We start from the raw sequence: 21734 nt of genomic DNA, 5'->3' as shown, positions 1-21734 counted from the left end.
TGGCCCTCGCACTCATACGGGCACTCGGCCCTCGAACACGATCGACAGGTGGTTCAGGGCGCCGGTCCAGTCCTGAACGGGCCGGGTCCAGCGCTGTGACGCCCTCTCGATCGCAAGGTACAGCACTTTCCTGACCGCCTCCGGGGTTGGGAACGCGCCGCGCTTCCTCGTCACCTTCGTGAGCTGCGCGTTCAGGGCCTCGATCGCGTTCGTCGTGTACATGACCTTGCGGATCTCGGGCGGATAATCGAAGAACGGGGTCAGGTTCGCCCAGTTCGCCCGCCACTTCCGGCTGATCATGGGGAAGCGCTCGTCCCAGCGCTGAGAAAAGGCCTCCAGCGCCGTCTCGGCCGCCTCCAGGCTCGGAGCCCTGTAGATGGCCCGCAAGTCCCTGGCGACCGCCTTGCGCTCCTTCCAGGCGACGAACCGGAGCGAGCCGCGCACCAGATGCACGATGCAGAGCTGGACCTGCGTCTTCGGGAACACCGACTCGATCGCCTCGGGAAAGCCCTTGAGGCCGTCGATCGCTGCGATCAGGATGTCCTCGACCCCCCGGTTCTTGAGTTCGGTGAGGACCGAGAGCCAGAACTTCGCCCCCTCCGCTTCGCCCACCCACAGCCCCAACAGCTCCTTGTTGCCCTCGAGCGTCAGGGCCAGGGCAAGGTAGACCGCGTGCGTCCGGACGTGGCCCCGGGAACGCACCTTCACGTGGATCGCGTCCAGATACACGATCGGGTACACCGTATCCAACGGCCGGCCCTGCCACGCCTTCACGTCCTCCAGGACCGCGTCGGTCACCGCCGAGATCAGCGACGGTGAGACCTCCACCTTGTACAGCTCCTTCAGGTGACCCTGGATCTCCCGCGTCGTCATGCCCCGCGCGTACAGCGCGATCACCTTCTCGTCGAACCCGCCCAGCCGACGCTGGCCCTTCCTGACGAACTTCGGGTCGAACGTCGAATCACGGTCCCGAGGCACCTCGATCTCGAACTCCGACGTGTCCGTCTTCACTCGCTTCCGCGTACGGCCGTTGCGCGAGTTGCCGCCGTTGCGGCCCTCTCTCGCGTGCTTCTCGTAGCCCAGGTGGTCGGTGAGCTCTCCCTCCAGCGCCCGCTCCACCACCCGCTTCGTCAGCGCCTCCAGAAGACCGCCTCCGCCCATGATCTCTTCCGGGCTGCGGCCCTCCAGCAGGCTGTCGAGAAGCTCGTCTACCTCCCGCTCCGTCGCATCCTTCTTCCTCGCCATGGTCTCCTCCCGCTTCCAGAGTCTACTCCATGGCCATTTACACAGAAATCAGCACACTCCCGCCGAGAACCCTCAGCGGCTCGGCCCCGAGTCCCGGTCCGGCCCGGGACTCCTGATCTTTTCCACCAGCCGCCGCGTCATCTCCACCCGCTCCCTGGCCCTGCGCCGTACCTCCCGGAGTATCCGGTCAAGTCCGTCACCCGCCCGCTCAGCCGCTCGACTTGCCGCTGCAAGGCTTCGACCTGCTCGCGCAACGTTTCGATCTGTCCGGAGTGCCGCCGCTGTTCCGTTTCGTACTGCTCGGACAGCAGATGGCTGAGTGTTTATATCTAGTTGTGCGCCTTGGGTTTACGGATTCCGTCTCTCGGACTCCTGCCGATTGACTCCCGCCGATTGGGCTCTCAGGCGCGAACCTTCCGGCGGCTCTCCAGCGCCTTCCTGAGTTGTCCCTCGTCGGCTCTCTGATAGCACCTGAGCACCGTGTGCGCGTTTTTCCAGCCCCCGAGTTGGCAAAGGACCTTCAGCGGTTGGTCCATGAGGTCGCTCGCGAACTTCCGCCTCAGCGAGTGCCAGCCCCGACCGCGCTTGGGCTCCAACCCCGCCCGCGTCTCCGCCCTGCACCAAAACCATTGCGCCCAGCTGCTGCTCATACATCTGGTGGGATCCGTCCCCGCCGGCAGCACCGGAGCATCGCCGGTTCCATCGCTCATCCGTCGCGCTTCCTCCAAGGCAGCGATCGCCTCGGCCGTCACGGGTGTCGTGTGCTCGTAGCCGGTCTTCTCGTGCTCCGCGCGCCAACGGATGGTCCCGTCCTCGAAGTCAATGTCGTGCCAGCGCAGCTTGCAGATCGCTCCGATCCTGTGACCGGTCTCATGCGCGAGCACGAGCGCGACGTGGAATCGCCAATTGACCTGCCGAGACACTCGAAGGAGCGCCCGGTATTCGTCGTCGTCGAGAACGACCCGGTTCGGGTTCTTCTCGACGGGCTTCCTGAGGCCCTTGAGCGGGTTCCTGTCGAGGAACAGGCGTCCCTGCTCGTCCCTCGACCTCGCGCCCCAGTTGAGCACCGCCATCAGGAACGTCAAGTCCCCTTCGATTGTCCGGTTGCTCACGGGCCGGCCCGAAAGACCCGCCCTGCCCGCGCGCCGCTCCCGGATGAACCGGTCCCAGTCGCGCTGAGAGAGGGTATCGGGCCTGCGGTCCCTGCCGAAGAACCGGAGGAACACGGCGGTCAGGACCCTGTCGCGCTGCCGTGTGCGCTTCGCCTTGGAGGGCGTCACCTCCTCACCGTAGATGTCAAAAAGCCTCTCCAGGGTGAGCGGCTCGGGCTCGGCGTCCTTCTTGCCGTTCAGCTCCGACCCCTCGAACCCGGCGGCGAACTCGTCGGCCTGCCGCTTCGCCCGCGACCAGTCGCGGTGCTTGAGGGACCGGGTGAGCCTGCGCCCGTTCTCCCGCCACTCGATCTGGTAGAGGCCGGTCTTCGGGTCGGGGAACACCCTGACCCGGTTCCGGCCCCACTCACCGGCGCTGTATGCGCGCCGACTACGTTTCGTGCGTGCCATCATTCGATTCCTTTCCGGATGATGGACTGCACGATCTGCGTGTTTGAACGCTCGCGCCGGCTAGGTTCTTCCGCAAGTGGCGCATCGATCGGCGCTTTCCGGGGCAGGTGCCTGCGGGCGATCCTGGGCGCGCCGGGCCTCCCGGCGTTGGGGATCTTGCCGTCTCGGACGAGGCGTCCGAGGTGGGTGGCGGTGTATCCGCTCTCGCGGGCGGCCTCGACCAGCGAGAACGTGGTTTCGTCCCTTTCGACGAGGGTGGCTTCGAGGTCGTCGGCGCATCGTTCGATCGCGGTGGCCGGGGTCTCGCCGCCGTATCGCCGGAGCGCCTTGGCCTTCTTGCGCCAGTCGGCGGGGAGGGCCTCGACGGTCGGCGGGTCCTTCATGCGGCGCTTCATTCCCAGTCTCCTTCGGCGTCCCTGCGGAGCGCGTCGGCGAGGTCCCGGTCTCCTTCTCCCCGCCGGACGGACCGTTCGGCGAGATCGACGCGGCGGCCCAGGTCTGCGAGGCCGGTGGCGCGGGCAACGCCGTAGATGCCCGCGGCGACGGTCACGGCGGCGAACGCCGCGTGCAGCCCGACGGGCAACCCGTGGCGTGCGAGGATGAGCGGCCAGTGGGGGCTCAGGTATTCGAGGCGGGAGCCGCCGAGCAGGAACACAGATCCGGCGAGCGCGGCGGTGAGTCCCGCGCTGATCTTCCAAGGTTGCATGGGCGAGGTTCTCCCTTTCGGTCAGAGTTCGACTGAGGCGGGATCGCGGTCGGCGGGTCCTCTGAGCCAGGAGCCGCCATCGCCCCTGCCCAGCCCCAGCTTTTGGAGCATGCCCGCGGCGGCCGGTCCGCTTGCGTGCATGGCGAACCCGGCGGCGGCCTTGGCGCGCAGAGCCGGTTCGCGGTAGTCGCCGGACGCGACCTCGACGTTGACGCGGCCTGTCCGCCCCTCGGCGTCCTCGTATTCGACCTGCGCGTCCGGGTAGAGCACTCGGTCCGCCTCGTCGATGGGCAGCCCGAGTTCTTCGGCCGCGCGGTGCCGCTCGGCGTCGGCGGCCCGCTTGCCGTCCCTCTTCCGCTCCGATTCGCTCGCGCGCGCGACGGCGCTCTTGAGTTCGGCGTCGAGGCGGACGCGGCGCACCCTGGCGCCCCGGCGGCGGAGCCGTTCCCGTTCCCTGGCACAGGCGCGGTAGACGGCGGTGTCGTGGCTGGCCTGCGCGTCCCGGATGCGGGGGATTTCGATGCGTTGTCGCCGGTCCATCCCCCGCTCGGCGGCGAGTTCCCGTGCCTCGGCCATGCCCGCCGGGGTGAGGGTGATGATCTTGAACGGGTTGCCGTTCGGGCCGGTGGCCGTGTTCTCGACGACGAGCCCGTCCCGGATCCACGTGTCGACGGCGCGCCGCGTGGTGTAGGGGTGCCCGCCGAAGCGGGCCTCGGCGAGGTCGCGGAACGAGACCGCGCCGTGGACGCCGATGTCGGTCAGCGCCCCGGCGCAGCGTTCGGGGAAGGAGATGGTGGACCCGCGCGCCCGGTCCGCGGCGTATTCTCGGCGGTGGCCTTTCCGCATGCCTTGGCGATTGCGGCTGGGTGGCGCGGCGGGGCGCGGGTCCGGTTCGACCGTGCGGTCGAACATTCCTCTCCCTCTCATCGGTCGCTCAGCGGCTCGGCCCGGTGCTGCGTCCGGGCGCGGGGACCTGCGGCACGGGGACGACGATTCTCTGCGGTCCCTGCGCGGGGGTGCGAACCGCCGCGACGGCGACGGGGTCTCTCGCGGCCACGCGCTCGCGGTGCCGAACGAGCACGAAGTCGGAGATCTTCTGCGCGTCCGCTGCGGCGCGCCGGATCTCGCGAGGGTCCTCTTCGAGCGCCTGGATCCAGCCCTCGACGTAGGCCGCGCCCCGGCTCGGATCGTGGCCGACGCCGACGCGCTCGCCGGTCATCATGGCGCTGATCTCGGCCCGGAGTTCCTCCCGGGCGTACTGGGGCGAGCCGAACCCGCCGTCGATCCCTTCGATGAGGGTCGCGCGGTTCATCCGGTCCTCGTGGCCGGTGCTGTGGCCCAGCTCGTGGAGCGCCGTCTGGTAGTAGTGGTTGGCCGACGGGAACTGTCCGCGCTCGGGCAGCACGATCTCGTCGCGCTTCATGTGGTAGTAGGCGCGGTCGCCCTGAACGTGGCGAACCGGCACTCCAGCGTCGTCCATGACCCGCTCGGCCTCCTGATGGACCCTCCAGAGCGGCTCGGGCACCGGATTGGCGCGCTCGGGCAGTCCGTCGGCCTGCTCGGCGTTGAACACGGTGTACTGGCGCACGAACGGCGCCTTGAGCTTCTCGTAGCGGTAGAGCTTCTTGCCCTCGGCGTCCCTCCTGGGCCGCCCGCGCTCGTCGGTCACGGCGATTCTCTTCTTGTCCTGGAAGGAGAGGATGCGCGTTCCCCGCTCGCCCTTCCTGACCTGTCCGCCCCGGTTCTGGATCTGGCGGTAGGTGCCCCAGCGCACGTCGCCGTAGCCGTGTTCCTGCTGCATGGCGGCGAGATGCAGGCTGTTGCCGCCCCGGTAGGAGCGGTCGGTGTCCACGTTCCTTGGCATGACGCGCTCGCCCGGCGCCCACGGCTTCTGCCAGGGGGCGGTGCCCCTCTTGATCTGCTCGATGATCGCGTCGGCGAACTTGCGGTGGTATTCGTCGTGCTTCATCGCTCGTCCACCTCCTCCCCGGCGTCCCCGTGCGGATCGCCCCATGCGGCCGCGATCTCGTCCTCGGTCCCGACCTCCTCGGGGAACAGGCCGTACTCCTCGGCCAGTTGGGCCTCGACTTCGAGCGTCTCGCGGCCGTCGCGCGCCAGTTCGCGGTCGAAGTCCTCGAACGTGTCGACGGGGATGATTTCGATGGGGATGGTTCTGGCGTGCCAGCTCATGCGTTCGCCTCCTTCGGTGTGTGGGTGTGGGTTCCGGTCTCCGGTTGCGTCCCGGACCCGTGGCCGTCTTCGGTCCGGTGGCGGCGCGCTCCCGGCGGCGCGGTGATCCAGTGGCCCAAGGCCGCGTCGTAGCCGCAGACCTCGAGCGCGTCCTCGACGAACCGCCGGCCCTCTCGGCGGGCCACGTGCAGCACGAGCGCGATGCCGTCCACGACGCCCCGGCAGGTGACCTCCCAGGGCAGCGCGTCGCCGGCCTGCATGGCGCAGCTCGCGAGCCGCGATAGCGCGGAGCGCGCGTTGTTGGCGTGGATGGTGGTGAGCGACCCGCCGTGTCCGGTGTTGAGCGCCTGCAGCAGGTCGGCGGCCTCGCCGCCCCGGACCTCGCCGACGACGATGTGGTCGGGCCGGTGGCGCAGCGCGTGGCGCACGAGGTCGCGGATCGAGACCGCTTCGGACCCGATTGCCCCGGCCTCGAACCGGAGGCAGTTGGCGCGGTCGATCCTGAGTTCGAGCGTGTCCTCGATGGCGACGATCCGCTCGTCTTCGGGCAGCAGTTCGATCAGCGCGTTCAGGAGCGTCGTCTTGCCCGAGCCCGTGCCTCCGGAGACCAGGATGTTCTGGCGGGACGCGAGCGTGCTCCGAGCGGCTTCGAGGATGTCCTCGGGCAGCGATCCCAGGCGCACCAGGTCCTCCGCCGTGAACGCGCGGCCCCCGAACCGGCGTATGGTGATCGCGACCTCGGGAGATGCGGGCGGCGTGCAGATGGCGACCCGCGATCCGTCTTCGAGCCGGGCGTCCAGGATCGGCCGCCCGGCGGGATCGAGCCCGAGCGGTCGTGCGATGTGGATGGCCGCGCGGTGGAGCCACGCGGACGTGAGGTCCGGTGCCGGGTGGGGTTCCAACCTCCCGCCCCGTTCGACCCAGACGTTCCCGGGTCCGTTGATCATGATCTCGGAGACCTCCGGGTCCCCGAGCAGCTTCTCGAGGCCCGGAAGGAACGGAGTGAGGTGGCCGACGCCGCTCGCGCGCTTCATATCCGGCCCTCCTCGCGCTGCCGCCAGTAGCCATGGGTCTTGGGCAGGTAGTGGGGCTTGAGGTAGACGCGCCGTGCCGGGAGCGACTTGACCCCGTCGTAGGGGAGACAGATCGCCTGGTAGTTGGCGAGCAGCCCGAACTGGCGCGGGTCGAACACCGGCTCCCTCTGTTGCCGGAACGACTTGGTCGCGCCGATCTGGCCGTCGCCGCCTCCGGCGCGTCCCGAGAGCAGCGAGAACTCGGGCTTGTTCGTGGTCTCGGTGAACGTGTAGGACGCCTGCGTCTTCTTGACGGAGCCGCACATGTCGGACGCGATCTTGGCCGAGGCGTCGTCGGAGAGCGAGAGGAAGATCCGGGTGCGGAGCGTCTGCACGAGCGTGCGCCACGCCTCGCCCGAGGGGAGCACGGAGCGGAGCGAGGAGATCGACTGCGTGGCGACGATCGGGATGCAGCGGCACTGCCGGGTGAGCGCGAACGCCTTCTCGTCGCCGGAGGGGTCGTCCTGCCCGACCGTGGCGAAGGCTTGGTACTCGTCGCAGATGAACACGGCGGGCCGCATGTAGCGGTCGGGCCGCCGGGCGGCTTCCGCGGGCCTTCGGAGTAGCGCCTGCATCCACGCGTTCTTGAGGAACACGCCGATGGCGCGGGCGAGTGCCGGGTTCGCCCCGGCGGGCATGTTGAGCGCGAGCACCTTGCCGCCCTCGATCAGGTCGGCGAGCGGCGGCAGCCTCCGGCGCAGCCCCGGCATGGGCGGACCCTTCGGGCCGTCGTCACCGTCGTCTTCGTCGGCCTCACCGCCGCCCTTGGGTTCCGGCTCCGGCGACGGCGGGCAGAACACCCCGGCGACCTCCGGTTGGTCGAACAGCGAGAGGAAGACGCTGATCCCCTCGACGATCGAAGTGCGGAGCTTGGCGTCCAGCGCCATCCAGTCGTGCCGGTACCATCGTTCGATGGCCTCGACCTGCTCGGCGTACTCGCGTCCCGCGCCGCTTCCCTCCGGCTCGGTGGCGTACTTGACCTTCAGCTCGTCGAGCAGCGCCCCGCGTTCCAGGTCGAGCCGACACGCCACCGAGGCGCTGCCGGGCGCCATGTCCCAGTCCCAGTCTTCGAGAGCCTTCCGGTGGGCGTTGAGATCCTTGGCGGCGATGACGGCCCGCATGGGGCACCGCCGCAAGGCCTCTGCCTTCGCCTCCCCGATCTTCTCAGCGAACAGCTCCGCTTCGACCGTGCAGCGGTACACGTCCCGGAGCGTCACCCAGCCCCTCGGCAGGAGCCGGTGCAGTTCGACGATCCAGCGGACGAGGTTCGTGTACGCTTGCTGCCAGAAGGGTTCGCGCGACTTGCCGAACAGCTGGTTGATGAGGGACGCCACGCCGTAGGCCATCGAATAGGAGTCGAGCAGCGGATCGTCGAGCGGGTTCCACTGCCACGAACCCCCGAGCCCGATTTCGAGGTAGTCGTCCTCACGGCCGGCCTCGCCGAGGATGCGCCGGACCTGGTGGCAGAAATCCCCCTTCACCTCGAGCACGAGCGCGCCCGCGCGGCGGTCGGCATCGCCGGCCTGCCAGCGGAGCAATTGCCGCGCGAACGGGTACATGCAGGCCGTGGTCTTGCCGGTGCCGACGGCCCCGACGACGAGCAAGCCCGTGTAGAGTCCCTTCTCGGGTACGACGAGCCAGGAGGGGCGCTCGCTCTCCCGCGCGACGGTCGGGTGGTGCAACTCGCCGACGACAAGCGAGGGCGCGTCGTCTTTCGCCGAAGTGGGCCAAGCCGGAAGCCTGCCCCGGTTCCGGCGGCGCGTGAGCGGCTGAAGCCAGACCCGCGAGACGGAGAGCATGACGCTGCCGGCCAGCAGCACGGCGACGCCGGGCACGAGGTAATACCATGCGCGGATCGCCGTATGGATGCCCGGATCGTTGTGGGCGATCAGGTCCAGATACGGGTTGGCGCCGATGGGCGGGAACGGCGCGAGGATCGCGCGCACGGCCGCGACCGTCAGGGCGACCCCGATGAGGACGAGCGTATACGGCCTCATCGGTCGGACACCCTTCCCGGAGGGATTTCTGGTGCTGGAGCGACCCCGGGAGGCGGGGGGGCCGAGTTGTGAAAACACACTCGGCCCTATGCCGCACCGAGCCCTCGGCGAGGGGGGTCGCTCCAGCCACGACCGATGCGTCCCGTCCGGCAGCGGGCGGGCGGGCCGCGAGGCCGCAAGACGCCACCGCGCAAGCGGATGGACGCAACGCCGCATGTGAATCGCGGGAGGGCCGATTCGTGAAACGACCCCCCGCGTCGTTTTCACGCCGCGGTGCGGCATAGCGAGCCCGCCGCTCATCGGTAGCGGACCCTTGCGAGGCGCTCGGTCCGCCAAGCGGCCCCGCGGTCGATGGATCCGCGCCCGCCCCGGCGGCGCGCCTGCTTCTCCAGCGCCACGCTGCGCTTCAGCGCGGCCTGGAGGCCGCCGAACTCCTCGAGGATGTGGACCGCGCCCTGGAGGATCGCCCGTTCGATTCGGGCCAGCTCCTCGGCCGTGCCGGCTTCGGGCTCCGCGGGTCCAGCGGCCTCGACCCATCCGCGCATCACCCGCCGCGCCCGCTCGAGTTCTCGCCCGGTGCGGGCGACGGCCACGACCTCTACCGACCGGCCTAGTCTCCGGAGCGCGCGCCAGAGTCCGCGGTGCGCCTTACCCCAGGACCGGAGCGCCGTCGCGGTGTCGTGGCCGGGGTCGGCGTACACGAACAGGGCGCGCACCGAGTCGAGCGCGACCGGCAGCTTCACGGGGAAATGGCGCTTGGTGATCCGTGCGGCTCCCCGGTACACGCGCACGGGCAGGATCGAGCGCTCGACCCCGAGCGCCTCGAACGCCGAGACCTTCTCCTGCTCGGTGGGGAGCCAGGGCAGATCGGAGTGCTCGATCACGTAGTCGAGCGAGAGCAGGCGGCGCAGAAGCACCTCGGTCGATGCGCCGCGGCGGTGGCGGATGTGCTCGGCTCCGAGCGCCCGGTAGACCGGGCGGGCGAAGATCCGGCCGACCCGCCCCATGCCGGCAACACCTGGTTCCGTCTCTTCGCTCGCCACGCGCTCGGCGATGAGCGCGTGGACGCCGCGCCGGACCTGTTCCGGATGCGCGTCCATGAACCGTGCCCACTGCGCGCGCGTGAACACGCCGCTGTGGAGGCAGACCAGCGCGATCCACTCGGCCTCGCGGCCCGTCCAACCGAACGACTCCAGCGCCTTCTCGCGCTCCTTCAGGTGCGCGATCATCGGTCGCCCCCGGTCACGAGCGCGCGGTCGGCGCGCATGTAGGTGACGAGGAGCCCCATCGGGTTGTGAACGACCAGCTCCGGCGCGACGGAGTCCAGGAACTCGAACCGCAGCGAGAGAGTCCAGCGCTCGCGCCTCAGCTCTTGCTCGCCGCGCAACTGCACGAGATCGAAGTCCGCCGTCGCGCCGTGCGGCGGCTCGGGAGCGGGATGGATGCGTAGCACCACCTGCTCGACTTCGAGTTCGGTCTCGGCGGTTCCCGCCGCGACGCTCGCGACATCGGCACCGTCCCGTTGGAACGCCGCGTTCGCAAGATCGGTGCTCAGGAAGCGGAGGCTACGGGTCCAGTTCTCCTGCGCCGTCGCCCGGCGGCGCGAGTGGAAGTCGTGAACGAACCGGTTCAGGAAGTACTTGGTCGTCGGATCGAGCGGATCGGCCTGCGCGGTCGCGGCCTCGTAGGCGAGCGCCTCGGCGCGGCCCACCTCGTCGACCCGGATCACAATCGGCTTGGGCGCCTCCGCGCCCGCGATCCTGAGCAGAACCACCACGCCGAGGACCATGCTCGCCGAGAGCAGAATCAGGATCCTCCGCAGCTTGCGGTTCGCCTCGACCGCCTCGCCCCAGATCTCGGCGTACTCGCGGCCGGCATTCTTGTCTCGTTTCATCATTGGCATCTCCTTCCGTTCAGACGGGGGGCTTGGCGGGGGCGGCAACACGACCGGCGCCCTGCATGACGAGGGCGACGAACCCGGACCCGGCGGAGCCGGAACCGGAGACGAGCATCGAGGCGAGTTCGCCGACCTTGAGGCCGGCCATGAGGCCGCAGACGACGAGCGGCATGAGGACGACGGCCCAGAGCCAGAGCTCGAACGGGTCCGCCGTGCCGGTGCCCATGAGCGCATCGGCGTACGTCGTGATGTAGCCGAGTCCCACGCCCATGAAGACCCTGAGCACGGCCCCGGCCACGACGCCGTAGAGCGTGTAGACGAGCAGCGTCCGGAACCATCCCCAGAACAGGAACGAGAGCGGCTCGAAGAGCAGGAACGCGATGAACACGGGACCGAGCAGGATCGCGATGGCGATCGCGACCTGCGCCCAGATCACCTGCGCGTAGGTCACGCAGAACAGCGCGAGCAGACAGAACACGAGCGACGCGCCCATCACGAGCGTGACCAGCGAGGAGAAGATCACGGTCGTCCCCGCAGTCACGATCGAGAGCAGGTTGCCCGTGGACCACGCCGCGCTCAGGTGCGCCGAGTACGCCTGCACGAGTGCGGTCATCTCGGTGTAGCCCGCCGACACCACGTCGGACAGAAACAGGTTCTGGAGCCAGATCCCGCCCCCGGCGACCATGGCGGGGAAGGTGAGTCCGACGCCGGGGATCGGAACGGTGTAGTAGTGGAGCAGCGTGCGGGGGATCGCGATCCCGATCACGAGCCTGACGAGATCCCAGGGCTGGAAGGTGCCGCTGAACGCGATCTTGAGTCCGGTCCAGGCGACCATCACGGCGGCGAGCCCGCCCCAGAGCTGAAGCCCGAGCGCATGCACGTCGGGCGCGGCTCCGCCGACGACGGTGTCGAGCACCACGTCGAGGAAGCCCTTGAAGTCCTGGAGTTGGTTCTCCGGGATCTGCGTCGGGACGTTCGGGTCGATGGACTGCGGGGGCAGTTGCATGGCCGGCCCGCCCCTACCGGTAGAACGAGGGAATGCGGAACAGAAGGCCATCGCGGAGCGCGGACCGGTTCAGCAAGGCGGCGTCCCGCATCGTCTCGGCGAGCGTGTTCGCCCGAGCGCGGTTGTCATGCCAACGGCCCAGCCATTCGAAGCGGGCGAGTTCGGCCTGCCTCGCCCGGCTCGCTTCGGCGGCCGTCTGGTGCGCGAGCACCTGTCCGGCGGCCGCGTTGATCCGCCCCTGGCTCAGCGCGGCGGCGACCCGTGCCTGTTGGAGGGCGGTGTTGGAGAGGTTGCCATTCGCGGTGATGTCCGCGAACGAACCCTGCGCACTCTCGATGGTCTCCGCGAGAGCCGCCGCCGCGTCGAGTGCGGCGTAGTCGAGGACCCGCTGCCGGTCGGCGGCTTCGCGGGCACGGCGGTAGTCCTCAGCTGCTCGGAGTGCCGCCTGGGGCGGAAGGTCCCGGAAGAGACCGAGTACGTCGGCTTCGCTCACCCGGTCGGCCGTGCCGTGGGCGGTGCGCCAGAGGTTGGTGAACGAGCGGCCGTTGCCGAAGCGTCGGACGGCGTTGACCGTTTCCCTGGCCTGTCCCGTGAAGTCGGATCGCCAACCGAGTCCGTCGCGCACGAGGCCGACGGGATCGGCGGCGAGGTCGGAGAACGGTTGCAGAAGCGCGTCGATCTCACCGCGCGCGGCACGCTCCATGTGGTCGAGCTGGTCCTCGAGTTCCGTAAGCTGGCGGGCCATCGACCGGATCTGACTGACCTGGTGCGAGATCTGGGTGATCTGGTTCGCGATGATCGTGGCCCGCTGGAACCAACTGCCAAAATCGAACTGCGCGCTCGCGGGGGTAGGGTGCGCGAGCGTCAGCAGCGGGACGAGAAGAACGGGGATGAGGATGCGGTGGCGCATGGGAGAGTCCTTTCTTGTCAGCGGTGCGTGGTACGGGTGGGGGTTGGGACCAGGACATCCGCGTTGAACCAGATGCGGAGCCGGTGGCCCGCGCGGATCGTGATCTCGGGTAGGCGGTTCAGGTACCGGTCCAGCATCGAGGTGGCGCTACTTCCGAGCCCTTGGCCGACGCCCGCTCGAAGTCCGTAGGGGGAGGCCCCGGCAAGCGTCAGCCCGCTCAGCGCGCCGACCGCTCCGGCGGCTGCGAACGTCGAGAGGTAGCGCCGGTTCACCTGGTCCCTGAGCGCGCTCTCGCCTACTTGGTTCAGACCGGCGAACTCGAGGTCCACCCAGCTTCCGTCGGGCAGCAGCAGCCGGTGGAATGCCACGGCGAGGCGGCTCTGGTCGCGGTGCTGGACGGCGCGCGCGGTACCCACGACGCGCGTGCCGCGCGGGATCAGAACGCGCTGGCGGTCAACCGAGTACAGCGGCACCGACACCATGGCGAGGACCGGGCCGGGGAACTCGCCCGAGAGTTGAGTGAGCAACACCGCTTCGAGGAACGAACCCTCGCGGACCCGTTCCCAGCCTGGCGGGTCCTCGGGCCGGACAAAACGCCCGGGCTCGGATGTGCGGGATGTGGGTAGATCTATCTGCGCCGCTGAACTACCTTCCCCGGGCGCAAACTCTCCGGCGGCCAGTCCGGCGGCCATTTCGGCCTCTAGGGCTGCCAAGGACTGCCCGAGGGATGCGAGCGCGCCGTCAAGGGCCGCATCGGGAGACTCGGATTCCAGCGAAGAAGCCGCGGCCCCATCCCGGACTCGGTTCGGTTCCCGGTGGGACTGCGCGACCGGTGGCGAGCGGAGCGAGCGCGTCCTGCGCTCGACCTCTTCGAGCCGGAGCGCCTCGCGAAGCTCGAACTCGGCTTGGCCAATGCCGGCATGGGTTCCGGTGTTGCCGGCATCCGCCCCCGCGTCTTGTCCGGCCGGTTCCCGCCCGTCGGCGTCGGACTGCCGCCGCTCCCGGTCCGCATCGGCCGCCGCCTGCTGGCTTTGGCGCTCGGTCTCAGCGCTGAAGCGCCCATCGAGCGCGCGGCCCGTGCGGTCGTCCACCGGTCGCGCCTCAGTGGGCGCGACTCCATCGGCCGTACCGTCGGGACGCGACAGCGACGAGGAGAGGAACAGCCCGGCGACGAGCACGGTGATCAAGGCGATCCCGGCTTTCGTCACGATGCCGCCCGGCAGCGCCCCCTTCGGCTCCTTCATCCACTGCTTCCAGCTGCTCATCGGGGACCCTCCCCGGGCTCGAACCACCAGCGCAGCCGCTCCTCACCGATCTGGAGCCACCCGTCGCCCAGGACGCGGCGCGCGATGTAGAGCCCGTCCTCGGTAAGGTCGAACGCGACCAGGCTCGGCTCGCCGTCGGTCAGTTCGTAGAGGGCCGGGGACTCCTGCGCGTGCGAGCGGATGTAGGTGAAGAGCCCGTCGTGCCACATCGCCTCGACCCGGAACGGCCGCTCGGACGCGTCCCGGTCCAGCCGGTACTCGAACCGCAGGCGTTCGGGGTAGGAGGCGCGGAACGCCTCGACCTCCGCAGTCGCCTGCTCTCGCGCCCGAGCGATCCCGGCCTCGGCTTCCTCGCGCGCTGCTTGCGCTGCCTCCACCGCTTCAGCGGCCATCTGCCGGTAGGCTTCCACCTCGCTCCGCGCGACGAACCCGGGAGCGCCGGAGATGCCCGCCGCCTCCGCGCCCGCCTCGACGCGCACAACGAGATGGGGCGGCTTCTCGCCGTGCTCGGAGACGAGGAACGAATAGATACGCCCAGACTCGCAGACGAGCGCGACGTTCGTCGCCGCGTCCTCGGCCAGCGGTTTGAGGTATGCGACGTTCGCCGCGCCCGTCAGGTGCCAGTACTCGGAGTCGCCGGCTACGAAGTCGAGGATCCGCTCTTCGGCGGGAAGCACGATTACGGTAGTGTGACGCACGCGCGCGCGAAGCCGGGGGATCCGCTCATCGCCCTCATCGGGCACCGGCACGCGCAGGTAGGCGGCGTCGCCGCTCGTTTGCTGCGCGCAGGCGTCGCCGGGCAGCGCCAGCAGAAGCAGCGTGAGCAGGACAACGCCGATCCCGAGCAGGATCGCTTCGGTTGGTGTCTTCATGGTGTCACGTCCTTTGCATGCTTGGGGGTGGTGTGGGATGGGTTCGGCCGGGCGAGCACTTCGAGCCCCCGGACCAGGCCGTGCTTCGCCACGGCTTCGGCGCGCTTCTCGGCGTCCAGGGGCGAGGAGGTGTAGAGCCAGTAGCTCTCCGGATCGACTTCGAGCCGGAGCACCGCCGCCTCGTCCGGGCGACGGAGATAGAGCTCGCGCTTGGGCGTCAGCTCCCGGACTTGGGCGATCTCCGACTCGTTCAGCCTGAAGAGCGCACCGGCTTCGTTCGGCAACTCGGGGTTGGCGAGGAACAGCTTGGTGGGGATCGACTCGAGAAGAGCGGAAGCGCCGGGCGTCCCCGTCACGTCCACGGCGGACTGGGTGGCGAGCACGAGCGCGGCGTTCTTCTTCCGCCACGTCTTGGCCGCCTCGGCCAGGTAGTTCAGCACGGCGGGGTCCTGCATGTACCGCCATGCCTCGTCCACGACCATCAGCTTGAGCCGCGCGGTCTCCGCCGGGTCCTCGATCTCCAGGCGCATGCGTTCGAGCAGGTACGACAGCGCCGCCTCGCACAGGTCCGCGTGCTCCGCCGCGCCCGCCAGGTCGATCACCTGCCAGTCCCGGAACTCGATGTCCGCCGCGTCCGACGGCGCGTTGTCAAAGAACGCACCCCAGGCGCCGCCCTCCGTCCAGCGGCTCAGCGCGGGCCACATTGCGACCGGGAGCGAACCGAACAGCACGCTGAGCGTGCGCCGCTCGGCCCCGAGTGCGTAGAGGTCCTCGATCCGCGCGCGGATCTCGCTCGTGTCCGACCCGTCAGCCTCGTACCCTCCGAGCTTCAGGAGCCGGAGCACCCAGCCGGTCAGGAACTGGAACGTCCTCGTGGTCGGGGGTAGCGCGAAGGGCTGTAGCCGGAGCGTCGGTTCCGTCTCGCCGGGCGCGAGTTCGAGATACCGGCCCCCAAGGAACCGGGTCAGCCAGCGGTACGAGCCGCCCAGGTCCAGGATCAGGATGCGGGGGTCGTACTTGAGCGACTCGACGAGCAGGAAGTTCAAGGCAAAGCTCTTGCCCGATCCCGTCGCTCCCAGGATCAGCGTGTGGCCCACGTCGCCCGCGAACAGGTCGTAGCGGTACGCGGTGCGCCACGGCGTCTCGAAGACCGCCAGCGGCTCGCGGTCGAGATGCCGGCTCGTTCGGTTCCCCTTGGGCGGCCCGAACACGGGCGCGAGGCACGCCGCAACGCCCGCCGACACGAAGACCCTCCGCACCTGCCGCTTGCGCGGCTGGGCCGGGAGCCGGGCGAACCACGTGGGAAGCTGGCCGTAGCCTTCCCGGATCACCTTCGCGTCGTGCGCGGCGAACAGGCGGCGCACGTCGCCGTCCAGCCGCTCGATCTCTTCGAGCTCCCCGTGCAGCGCGACGGTGAGCGACGCCTCGCCGTAGGCCACCCCGTCGGCTTCGAGTTCGACCAGCGCGCTCCCCAGCCGGTCCGACTCGGCGGCCGCCGCCGAATCGACCATCGCCGCCGCCGTGCCCTGGGCGTCCTGCGCGTGCGCCATCATCGAGTAGCGCCGCGCAAAGTAGTGGCGTTGCGCGCTTCGGATCCGCCTCCGCGCCGCTTCCACAGTCCACGGTCGCCATTCGAGCGAAACCGTCGTCACCGCGTCCAGGCAGTAGAGGTCTTGGAGCAGGTTCGCGTGCGCCTGGCCGGGCGGCGACAGAAGCGAGTAGAGGATCACCGGCTCGCCATCCAGCCTCAGGTGCGAGCGCTCGGCCTCAAGCTCCGACAGCGCGAGCCGCCAGTTCATGCCGCTGCCCGTCGCACCGTCCCAGAACGTGCCGGGCTTGTTGGTCAAGTCGGAGAGGATGCCGGACGCCTCGTGCGCTCCCAGCATCTCGACCGGCGTGTGTTCGGCCACGAGCGAGCGGCCCGCGGCGATCATCGCCCGGAACCGGTCCGCGGCCGACTCGATCTCCGAGGCGAGGTAGGTCGCCCCCGTCTTGCCGCCGCGCTTCCGCAGTCGCTTGAGCCGTGATAGCGATCCGGACCCGGACCTCCCGCCGACCTGGCGAAGGCCCGGGTTGTGCGTCCAGACGGCGTAGGAATCGAGCCGCTGGACGCGCCCCGCGAGGAACGTCCTTCGCTTGCGACCAGACAAGGACGCGATGTCCGAGCCGCTGTCCTGCGGACTCCCCGTGCGGCTGGGACGCCGGAGCAGGTGGAACTGGAGCCGCGTGCCGGCACCGAGGCCCGAGAGCAACCTCTGCCAGAGTCCCAGCACCCGGTCGATCTGTTCGGGCGTCCTCCCGTCGGTCACGGCGGGCCGGATCCGGCCCGCCGCCACCAGTTCGCCCGCACGGGTCAGGCAGCTTTGGCCGTCGTCGAGCCAGCCCCAGTAGGGCAGCTCCTCGGCCAGCGAGCCCGCCGCTTCGTAGGCCCGGCGCTCGTCGCCGACTCTCACCGGGAACCCCCGCGGAACAGGACGTGCCACGGCTCGTCCGCCCACTTGCCCGGATCGTACCGAGCCGGGTAACGCGCCGCGGCCCGGAGCACCGCCAGCATCGCCGGATCCCTCCGGCCCGCCAACCACCCCGCGCCATAACAGACCGCGAACACCGCGCCGCCCGCCACGAGGGAGGCCGTCGCGTTCCAGACCGCGACGGCGAGCGTAGCGCCCAGCAGGAACAGCCGCCGCTCGACACCCAGCACCGTCAGCGGACGGTTGAGCGCCGCGTAGCCCGGCCAGCGTCTGAGGCCCCGCATCAGAAGAGCCAGGCAAGGAAGTTGACCGCGCCCACGGCCATCCCGATCCCGAAGATGATCCCGGCCAGCGTGCGCTTGCTGCCGCCTTCTCCGAACGCAAACATCAGCCCGCCCACCACGATCGCGATCAGCGACAGTCCCCGTGCGATCGGCCCCGTGAACTGCGTCTGTAGCTCGGTCACCGCATCGACCCACGGGCTCGTGCCCTGCGCGTGGAGCACGCCGGGCGCCAGCACGAGCAGCGCGGCCCACGCGGCCGCCAGCTTCGTTCCAAACATCTTCTTCATTCCGTTCTCTCCCTGTTGGGGTTCGGTCGGGCACCGCCTTGCGCGCTGCCCCGTGTGTTCGCGATTCGTTTGCGCATCCACTCCTCGACTTCCGACTCGATCCAGCCCACCGCGCGCCCACCCAGCGAGACCGGTCGCGGGAAGGTCCCCGCGGCCATCCGGGCGTAGATCGTTGGCCGCGCCAGACCTGTCCGGGCTTCCACCTCCGGAAGCCGCAGGAAACGGATCGGCGCGTTCGTTCCCTGTTCCATCGGTTGCTCGCTTCTCACTCTGCTCCGCTTCGTTCCCTTCGCCCGCGACGAGGGCCTTCGGCGCCTGCGGCGGGGCGGAGCCCGGGCACCGCCCGAACCCCTTTCGTGACTGTCGATGAACGCCAGGACCTCGTCCGCGATTCTGAGCGACGGCGAGCGCCCCTCCGCGATCTCGCGCATCAGGTTCGGGTCGCCCACCGCCTTCAAGCCGAGGGTCGTCGCTCCCATGCCGGTTTCCTCGAGGAATCCGCTCACCCGGGAGTTGAACTGCCGCTCCAGAGTCTCCATGGCCGAACTGCTCCCGCGTCTTCATGGCCAGAACGGTGAAGAATTGCTCTCTAGAAAGACAACCGTTAGGGAATTCCCTTGTATCTCGTAACGTCTATGGACGTCTCGTAAGGGAATGAGCCCGGTGGATCGCGGCGCCAGTGGGGTGGAAGACACCCCCGTTGGGTGCTCGCGGGAGGTCTCGGCGGCGGTAGGCGGGGACCAAGCCGGGAGGCCGGATTCGATCATCCGGTTGGCGTGGCGCGGATCTGTGTTGAGGGATCGGTCAAGGGAAGGCAGTGCGCGATGGACGCGTCCCCCAGCGCCTACCCAGCAAAGCCGGTTCCATCGGTGTCCCGCCCGGCTTGCGGAACCGGCCGGAGGCGGGGTTATTTCAGCCCCATGGGACGCAAGAAAAAAAGACCCGCCGCGCGGCTCGATCCGGTGCGCAAGCGGCTACTCCGGCTGCTGACGGCGAAGGGCTCGAACCTGCGCACCGCCTCGGTCGCCATGGGCCGCAACGACGCCTACCTGCAACAGTTCATCTACCGGGGCACACCGAAGGTCCTCGCCGAGGACGACCGCGAGATCCTCGCGGAGCACTTGGGCTGCCGGCCCGAGCTACTCAAGCACGGCCGAAGTTTCCGGCTCTCGACGAACGCCACACGGCCTTCGCCGCCCGACGACGCCTACGCCGCGCCGATTGGCTACAGCGCCGTGCCGGAGGCGGATCTCAGAGAGGAGCCGGACGCGGAGGAAGGCTGGAACGGCGAGCTGTCGGTGACCGGAGATGCGTGGATGTTCGCCGATTCGTTCATCCGCCACCGGCTCCGGGCTGATCCCGGCGACCTGTGGATGGTCGAAGTGGACGGGGACTCGATGGAGCCGACGCTCTCAAGCGGTGACCACATCATGATCGACGTGAGCCGGACGGTGCCCGCGCCGCCGGGGATCTTCGTGATCTGGGACGGCATCGCGCTCGTCACCAAGCGGATCGAGCACGTGGCGCACTCCGAGCCGCTCCGCATGGTGCTCAAGTCAATCAATCCCGAGTACGACAGCTTCGAGTGTGCTGCCGAAGAGGTCCGCGTCGTCGGAAGGGCGGTCTGGGTTGCCAGGAAGCTGTAGCAACAGTGGACTAGCCGTGAACCTCAGTCCCTCGATTGCAACCCAGAAGCGATGCCGCCCGGCATCGTGGAGCAGGACGGAACGGATCGGCCGTCGGAGAACGTGCATTAATGTTGGTGGACCCGATTCCTTTCGTGAAGAGAAAGCCATGAACAGATTGCCCGAGCAGCCGATGGGGTATTGCGGTGCTCGATCCACGAGGCCTTGCAAACCTCCTGAGCCTGCGGTTCCGGAGGTTCACGGTGGCTAACCGGCGAGTCGCCGCGAGCGGCTGGTGCGGACCATCCTCGGCGGCCGCTCCGACGGGAACATCCGCTTCGATGAACTGCGGGCGCTGATGCGGTATCTTGGATTCGAGGAGCGTGTGCGCGGAAGCCACCACCTCTTCGACAAGGAGGGGGTCGTGGAGATGGTCAACCTTCAGAGCCGAGGCGGCCGCGCCAAGCCCTACTAGGTGAGGCAGGTTCGGCGGTTGATACTCAAGTACAAGCTGGGAGCAAGCGACTGATGTACAAATACGAAATCATTCTCTACTGGAGCAACGAGGACGAGGCTTTCGTCGCGGAGGCTCCCGAGTTGCCCGGGTGCATGGCGCACGGAGACGATCAGGAGAGCGCGTTGGGGAACATCAAGGATGCGATGCAGTTCTGGATCGACCGGGCACGGGAGTTGGGACGGCCCGTCCCGGAGCCCAAGGGCGAGCGCCTGATGCTCGCCTGACCGGACTCATGCAACCTGATACTACGCTTCCCGCCTCTCGCGGGACGATTGAATTGAATGGTCGAAGCCGGTCTGATCGTCCGCAAACTGCTCCCAAGGCATAGGGGCCGAACCATCGTCGGCGCCGACCCCGCCGTCCGGCCTGGAGCATCGGAAGTGCGAATGAACATGCGCCTCTCCCGTTCCGCCTCCTTGGAGCGCGCCGGTTTCCGGTTCGGGGAGCGTGGCACGCAGAGTTCCCGGCACATCATGCTGCACGAGCTGGGTGAACTTCTGGACGTGCTTCCGGCAGGAGCTGGCCGACGCGACTACGCGGCGGCCATCGTCGACGACAACGTCCTCGGCAAGCCGACTCTGGCCACCCGGCGCGCCACGCGACAGCGCTTGGCCGAACTTTACGCGCTCGATCCCGCAGTGCCGCTTTTCCGGGTCTTACGCAGGCTTTGGGAGTTCGACCGCCGGCACGCGCGCGGACGTGCGCTGCTCGCATTGCTCGCCGCCCTCGCGCGCGATCCACTCCTGAGGCTCACATCGGCCCCCGTGTTGAGGCTCGCCCCCGGCGAGGAACTGGTGAGGGCGGAGTTCATCAATGCAGTTCGCGCGCGGACCGGCACCCGCTTCAACGACTCCGTCTTGGTCAAGGTGGCGGGCAACGCGGCAAGTTCTTGGTCGCAGTCCGGCCACCTCGAGGGGCGGACGCTCAGGGTGCGCCGCATCGTTGCGCCGACACCGGCCGTCATCGCCATGGCGCTCTGGCTGGGCGAGGCCGAGGGGCTCGCTGGGCATGGCTTGATCGACTCGCGCTGGGCCGCGGTTCTGGATCTTCCCGGAGGCGCGCTCCTTCCCCACGCGGTGGAGGCGCGGCGTCTGGGCTTGATTCGGCTGAGCGCCGCGGGCAACGTGGTTGACGTGTCCGCGTGCACGGTGGATCCCGGCCCTCCGCCCGGTCCCGGCCCGCGCCGAGACCCGCGCTCGCGCCAGACATCATTCCCCGCACGCCCGGAACCCTCGGTTTGAACCAGATAGCCAAGCTCTCGCAGATCTACCGGCGGCACATCGGCGCCCCATGGCAGCCGACGCTGGCCGGAGCCCAGCGCGTGATGATCGTCGTATACGCCAAGGAGCGCGAGCGCGCCCTGCGGGCGGGGATCGGCGAGTTCGAACAGGCGACGCGCGCCGAAGGACACGATTGGGTCCGGACCGACGCCACCGGCTGGTTTGCCGAGTGGATGGCCGACCACGATTACCGGGACGCCTACTTCGAGGATCCCGAGCTGCTGGAGGGTGCGCTCGGAAGCGAGTTCCGCACCTTCGCCATCGAGAAGCTGTCCCGGATCCTGGCCGCGGCGGACGAGAACACCGTGGTCGCCCTGCTCGGCACCGCTTCGCTGTACGGCTTCATACGCGTCTCCGATCTCATTCATTCTTCCGAGTCGGCGATCCGGGGCCGCCTCGCCGTTTTCTTCCCCGGAATCAAGAACGACAACAACTACCGCCTCCTGGATGCTCGCGACGGCTGGAGCTATCTGGCCCAGCCGATCACCCTGCACGAGGCATGGATACCTTGAACGTCGCGTCCCTCCCACGATACGGCACTCCACAA

Annotated in this window: 24 protein-coding genes; 5 read left to right on the top strand and 19 right to left on the bottom strand. The window is 69.0% G+C overall.

The genetic code is table 11. From position 1 onward, the window contains the following. Positions 1–12 precede the first annotated feature (12 nt). The 19 genes from ACOOGH_RS07660 to ACOOGH_RS07570 form a co-directional block, all read right to left on the bottom strand. Positions 13–1245 (bottom strand): IS256 family transposase, encoded by a 1233-nt coding sequence (locus tag ACOOGH_RS07660; RefSeq protein ID WP_420438216.1) that lies wholly within the window; start codon positions 1243–1245, stop codon positions 13–15. Positions 1246–1646: 401 nt separating this feature from the next. Continuing rightward, on the bottom strand, positions 1647–2810 hold the full coding sequence (locus tag ACOOGH_RS07655; RefSeq protein WP_420448357.1) for a tyrosine-type recombinase/integrase: 1164 nt from the start codon (positions 2808–2810) through the stop codon (positions 1647–1649). After that, positions 2807–3202 carry a hypothetical protein gene (locus ACOOGH_RS07650; RefSeq protein ID WP_420448356.1) on the bottom strand — a complete coding sequence of 132 codons (396 nt, stop codon included), beginning with the start codon at positions 3200–3202 and terminating at the stop codon, positions 2807–2809. The genes ACOOGH_RS07655 and ACOOGH_RS07650 overlap by 4 nt, the downstream gene beginning before the upstream one ends. Then, positions 3199–3513 carry a hypothetical protein gene (locus ACOOGH_RS07645; protein ID WP_420448355.1) on the bottom strand — a complete coding sequence of 105 codons (315 nt, stop codon included), beginning with the start codon at positions 3511–3513 and terminating at the stop codon, positions 3199–3201. Before ACOOGH_RS07645 ends, ACOOGH_RS07650 begins: the two co-directional genes overlap by 4 nt. Before the next feature lie 21 nt (positions 3514–3534). After that, positions 3535–4440 (bottom strand): hypothetical protein, encoded by a 906-nt coding sequence (locus ACOOGH_RS07640; RefSeq protein WP_420448354.1) that lies wholly within the window; start codon positions 4438–4440, stop codon positions 3535–3537. A gap of 7 nt (positions 4441–4447) precedes the next feature. Further along, on the bottom strand, positions 4448–5482 hold the full coding sequence (locus ACOOGH_RS07635; RefSeq protein WP_420448353.1) for an ArdC family protein: 1035 nt from the start codon (positions 5480–5482) through the stop codon (positions 4448–4450). After that, positions 5479–5703 carry a hypothetical protein gene (locus tag ACOOGH_RS07630; protein ID WP_420448352.1) on the bottom strand — a complete coding sequence of 75 codons (225 nt, stop codon included), beginning with the start codon at positions 5701–5703 and terminating at the stop codon, positions 5479–5481. Before ACOOGH_RS07630 ends, ACOOGH_RS07635 begins: the two co-directional genes overlap by 4 nt. Beyond that, positions 5700–6737 (bottom strand): CpaF family protein, encoded by a 1038-nt coding sequence (locus ACOOGH_RS07625; protein ID WP_420448351.1) that lies wholly within the window; start codon positions 6735–6737, stop codon positions 5700–5702. The genes ACOOGH_RS07630 and ACOOGH_RS07625 overlap by 4 nt, the downstream gene beginning before the upstream one ends. Further along, positions 6734–8773: a type IV secretory system conjugative DNA transfer family protein gene (locus ACOOGH_RS07620; protein WP_420448350.1), complete on the bottom strand. Its 2040-nt coding sequence runs from the start codon at positions 8771–8773 to the stop codon at positions 6734–6736. The genes ACOOGH_RS07625 and ACOOGH_RS07620 overlap by 4 nt, the downstream gene beginning before the upstream one ends. A 296-nt stretch (positions 8774–9069) precedes the next feature. Beyond that, complete coding sequence (locus ACOOGH_RS07615; protein WP_420448349.1) at positions 9070–10002, bottom strand: hypothetical protein; 933 nt, start codon at positions 10000–10002, stop codon at positions 9070–9072. Further along, positions 9999–10670, bottom strand: coding sequence for a VirB8/TrbF family protein (locus tag ACOOGH_RS07610; RefSeq protein ID WP_420448348.1), 672 nt, complete (start codon positions 10668–10670; stop codon positions 9999–10001). Before ACOOGH_RS07610 ends, ACOOGH_RS07615 begins: the two co-directional genes overlap by 4 nt. Before the next feature lie 16 nt (positions 10671–10686). After that, positions 10687–11676 carry a type IV secretion system protein gene (locus tag ACOOGH_RS07605; RefSeq protein ID WP_420448347.1) on the bottom strand — a complete coding sequence of 330 codons (990 nt, stop codon included), beginning with the start codon at positions 11674–11676 and terminating at the stop codon, positions 10687–10689. A 13-nt stretch (positions 11677–11689) separates the two neighbouring features. Further along, positions 11690–12586: a hypothetical protein gene (locus tag ACOOGH_RS07600; protein ID WP_420448346.1), complete on the bottom strand. Its 897-nt coding sequence runs from the start codon at positions 12584–12586 to the stop codon at positions 11690–11692. Between the two features lie 17 nt (positions 12587–12603). Beyond that, on the bottom strand, positions 12604–13851 hold the full coding sequence (locus tag ACOOGH_RS07595; protein ID WP_420448345.1) for a TrbI/VirB10 family protein: 1248 nt from the start codon (positions 13849–13851) through the stop codon (positions 12604–12606). Continuing rightward, positions 13848–14723, bottom strand: coding sequence for a TrbG/VirB9 family P-type conjugative transfer protein (locus tag ACOOGH_RS07590; protein ID WP_420448344.1), 876 nt, complete (start codon positions 14721–14723; stop codon positions 13848–13850). Before ACOOGH_RS07590 ends, ACOOGH_RS07595 begins: the two co-directional genes overlap by 4 nt. Beyond that, positions 14720–17176, bottom strand: coding sequence for a VirB4 family type IV secretion system protein (locus ACOOGH_RS07585; RefSeq protein ID WP_420448343.1), 2457 nt, complete (start codon positions 17174–17176; stop codon positions 14720–14722). The genes ACOOGH_RS07590 and ACOOGH_RS07585 overlap by 4 nt, the downstream gene beginning before the upstream one ends. Beyond that, the gene (locus ACOOGH_RS07580) at positions 17173–17478 is read right to left on the bottom strand and encodes a VirB3 family type IV secretion system protein (RefSeq protein ID WP_420448342.1); all 306 of its coding nucleotides are present in this window, start codon (positions 17476–17478) and stop codon (positions 17173–17175) included. The genes ACOOGH_RS07585 and ACOOGH_RS07580 overlap by 4 nt, the downstream gene beginning before the upstream one ends. Next, positions 17478–17765, bottom strand: a complete 288-nt coding sequence (locus tag ACOOGH_RS07575) for a TrbC/VirB2 family protein (RefSeq protein WP_420448341.1) — start codon at positions 17763–17765, stop codon at positions 17478–17480. The genes ACOOGH_RS07580 and ACOOGH_RS07575 overlap by 1 nt, the downstream gene beginning before the upstream one ends. Next, entirely contained in the window at positions 17762–18304 is a 543-nt protein-coding gene (locus ACOOGH_RS07570; protein WP_420448340.1) for a helix-turn-helix transcriptional regulator, read from the bottom strand. The genes ACOOGH_RS07575 and ACOOGH_RS07570 overlap by 4 nt, the downstream gene beginning before the upstream one ends. 381 nt (positions 18305–18685) lie before the next feature. Here ACOOGH_RS07570 and ACOOGH_RS07565 point away from each other — a divergent pair, with 381 nt between their 5' ends. The 5 genes from ACOOGH_RS07565 to ACOOGH_RS07545 all read left to right on the top strand — a co-directional run bounded on the left by ACOOGH_RS07565 (position 18686) and on the right by ACOOGH_RS07545 (position 21699). Further along, the gene (locus tag ACOOGH_RS07565; RefSeq protein ID WP_420448339.1) at positions 18686–19411 is read left to right on the top strand and encodes a S24 family peptidase; all 726 of its coding nucleotides are present in this window, start codon (positions 18686–18688) and stop codon (positions 19409–19411) included. Positions 19412–19685: 274 nt separating this feature from the next. Beyond that, complete coding sequence (locus ACOOGH_RS07560; RefSeq protein WP_420448338.1) at positions 19686–19865, top strand: hypothetical protein; 180 nt, start codon at positions 19686–19688, stop codon at positions 19863–19865. Positions 19866–19918: 53 nt separating this feature from the next. Further along, positions 19919–20131 (top strand): type II toxin-antitoxin system HicB family antitoxin, encoded by a 213-nt coding sequence (locus ACOOGH_RS07555; RefSeq protein WP_420448337.1) that lies wholly within the window; start codon positions 19919–19921, stop codon positions 20129–20131. A gap of 162 nt (positions 20132–20293) precedes the next feature. Beyond that, positions 20294–21148 carry a hypothetical protein gene (locus tag ACOOGH_RS07550; RefSeq protein WP_420448336.1) on the top strand — a complete coding sequence of 285 codons (855 nt, stop codon included), beginning with the start codon at positions 20294–20296 and terminating at the stop codon, positions 21146–21148. Then, positions 21145–21699, top strand: coding sequence for a DUF1788 domain-containing protein (locus tag ACOOGH_RS07545; RefSeq protein WP_420448335.1), 555 nt, complete (start codon positions 21145–21147; stop codon positions 21697–21699). Before ACOOGH_RS07550 ends, ACOOGH_RS07545 begins: the two co-directional genes overlap by 4 nt. Positions 21700–21734: the final 35 nt, after the last annotated feature.

It is taken from the genome of Candidatus Palauibacter sp. (assembly GCF_965213655.1).
Classification (GTDB): domain Bacteria; phylum Gemmatimonadota; class Gemmatimonadetes; order Palauibacterales; family Palauibacteraceae; genus Palauibacter.
The sequence above is the reverse complement of the archived record's forward strand: the minus strand, read 5'-3'. Positions and strand labels throughout refer to the sequence as shown.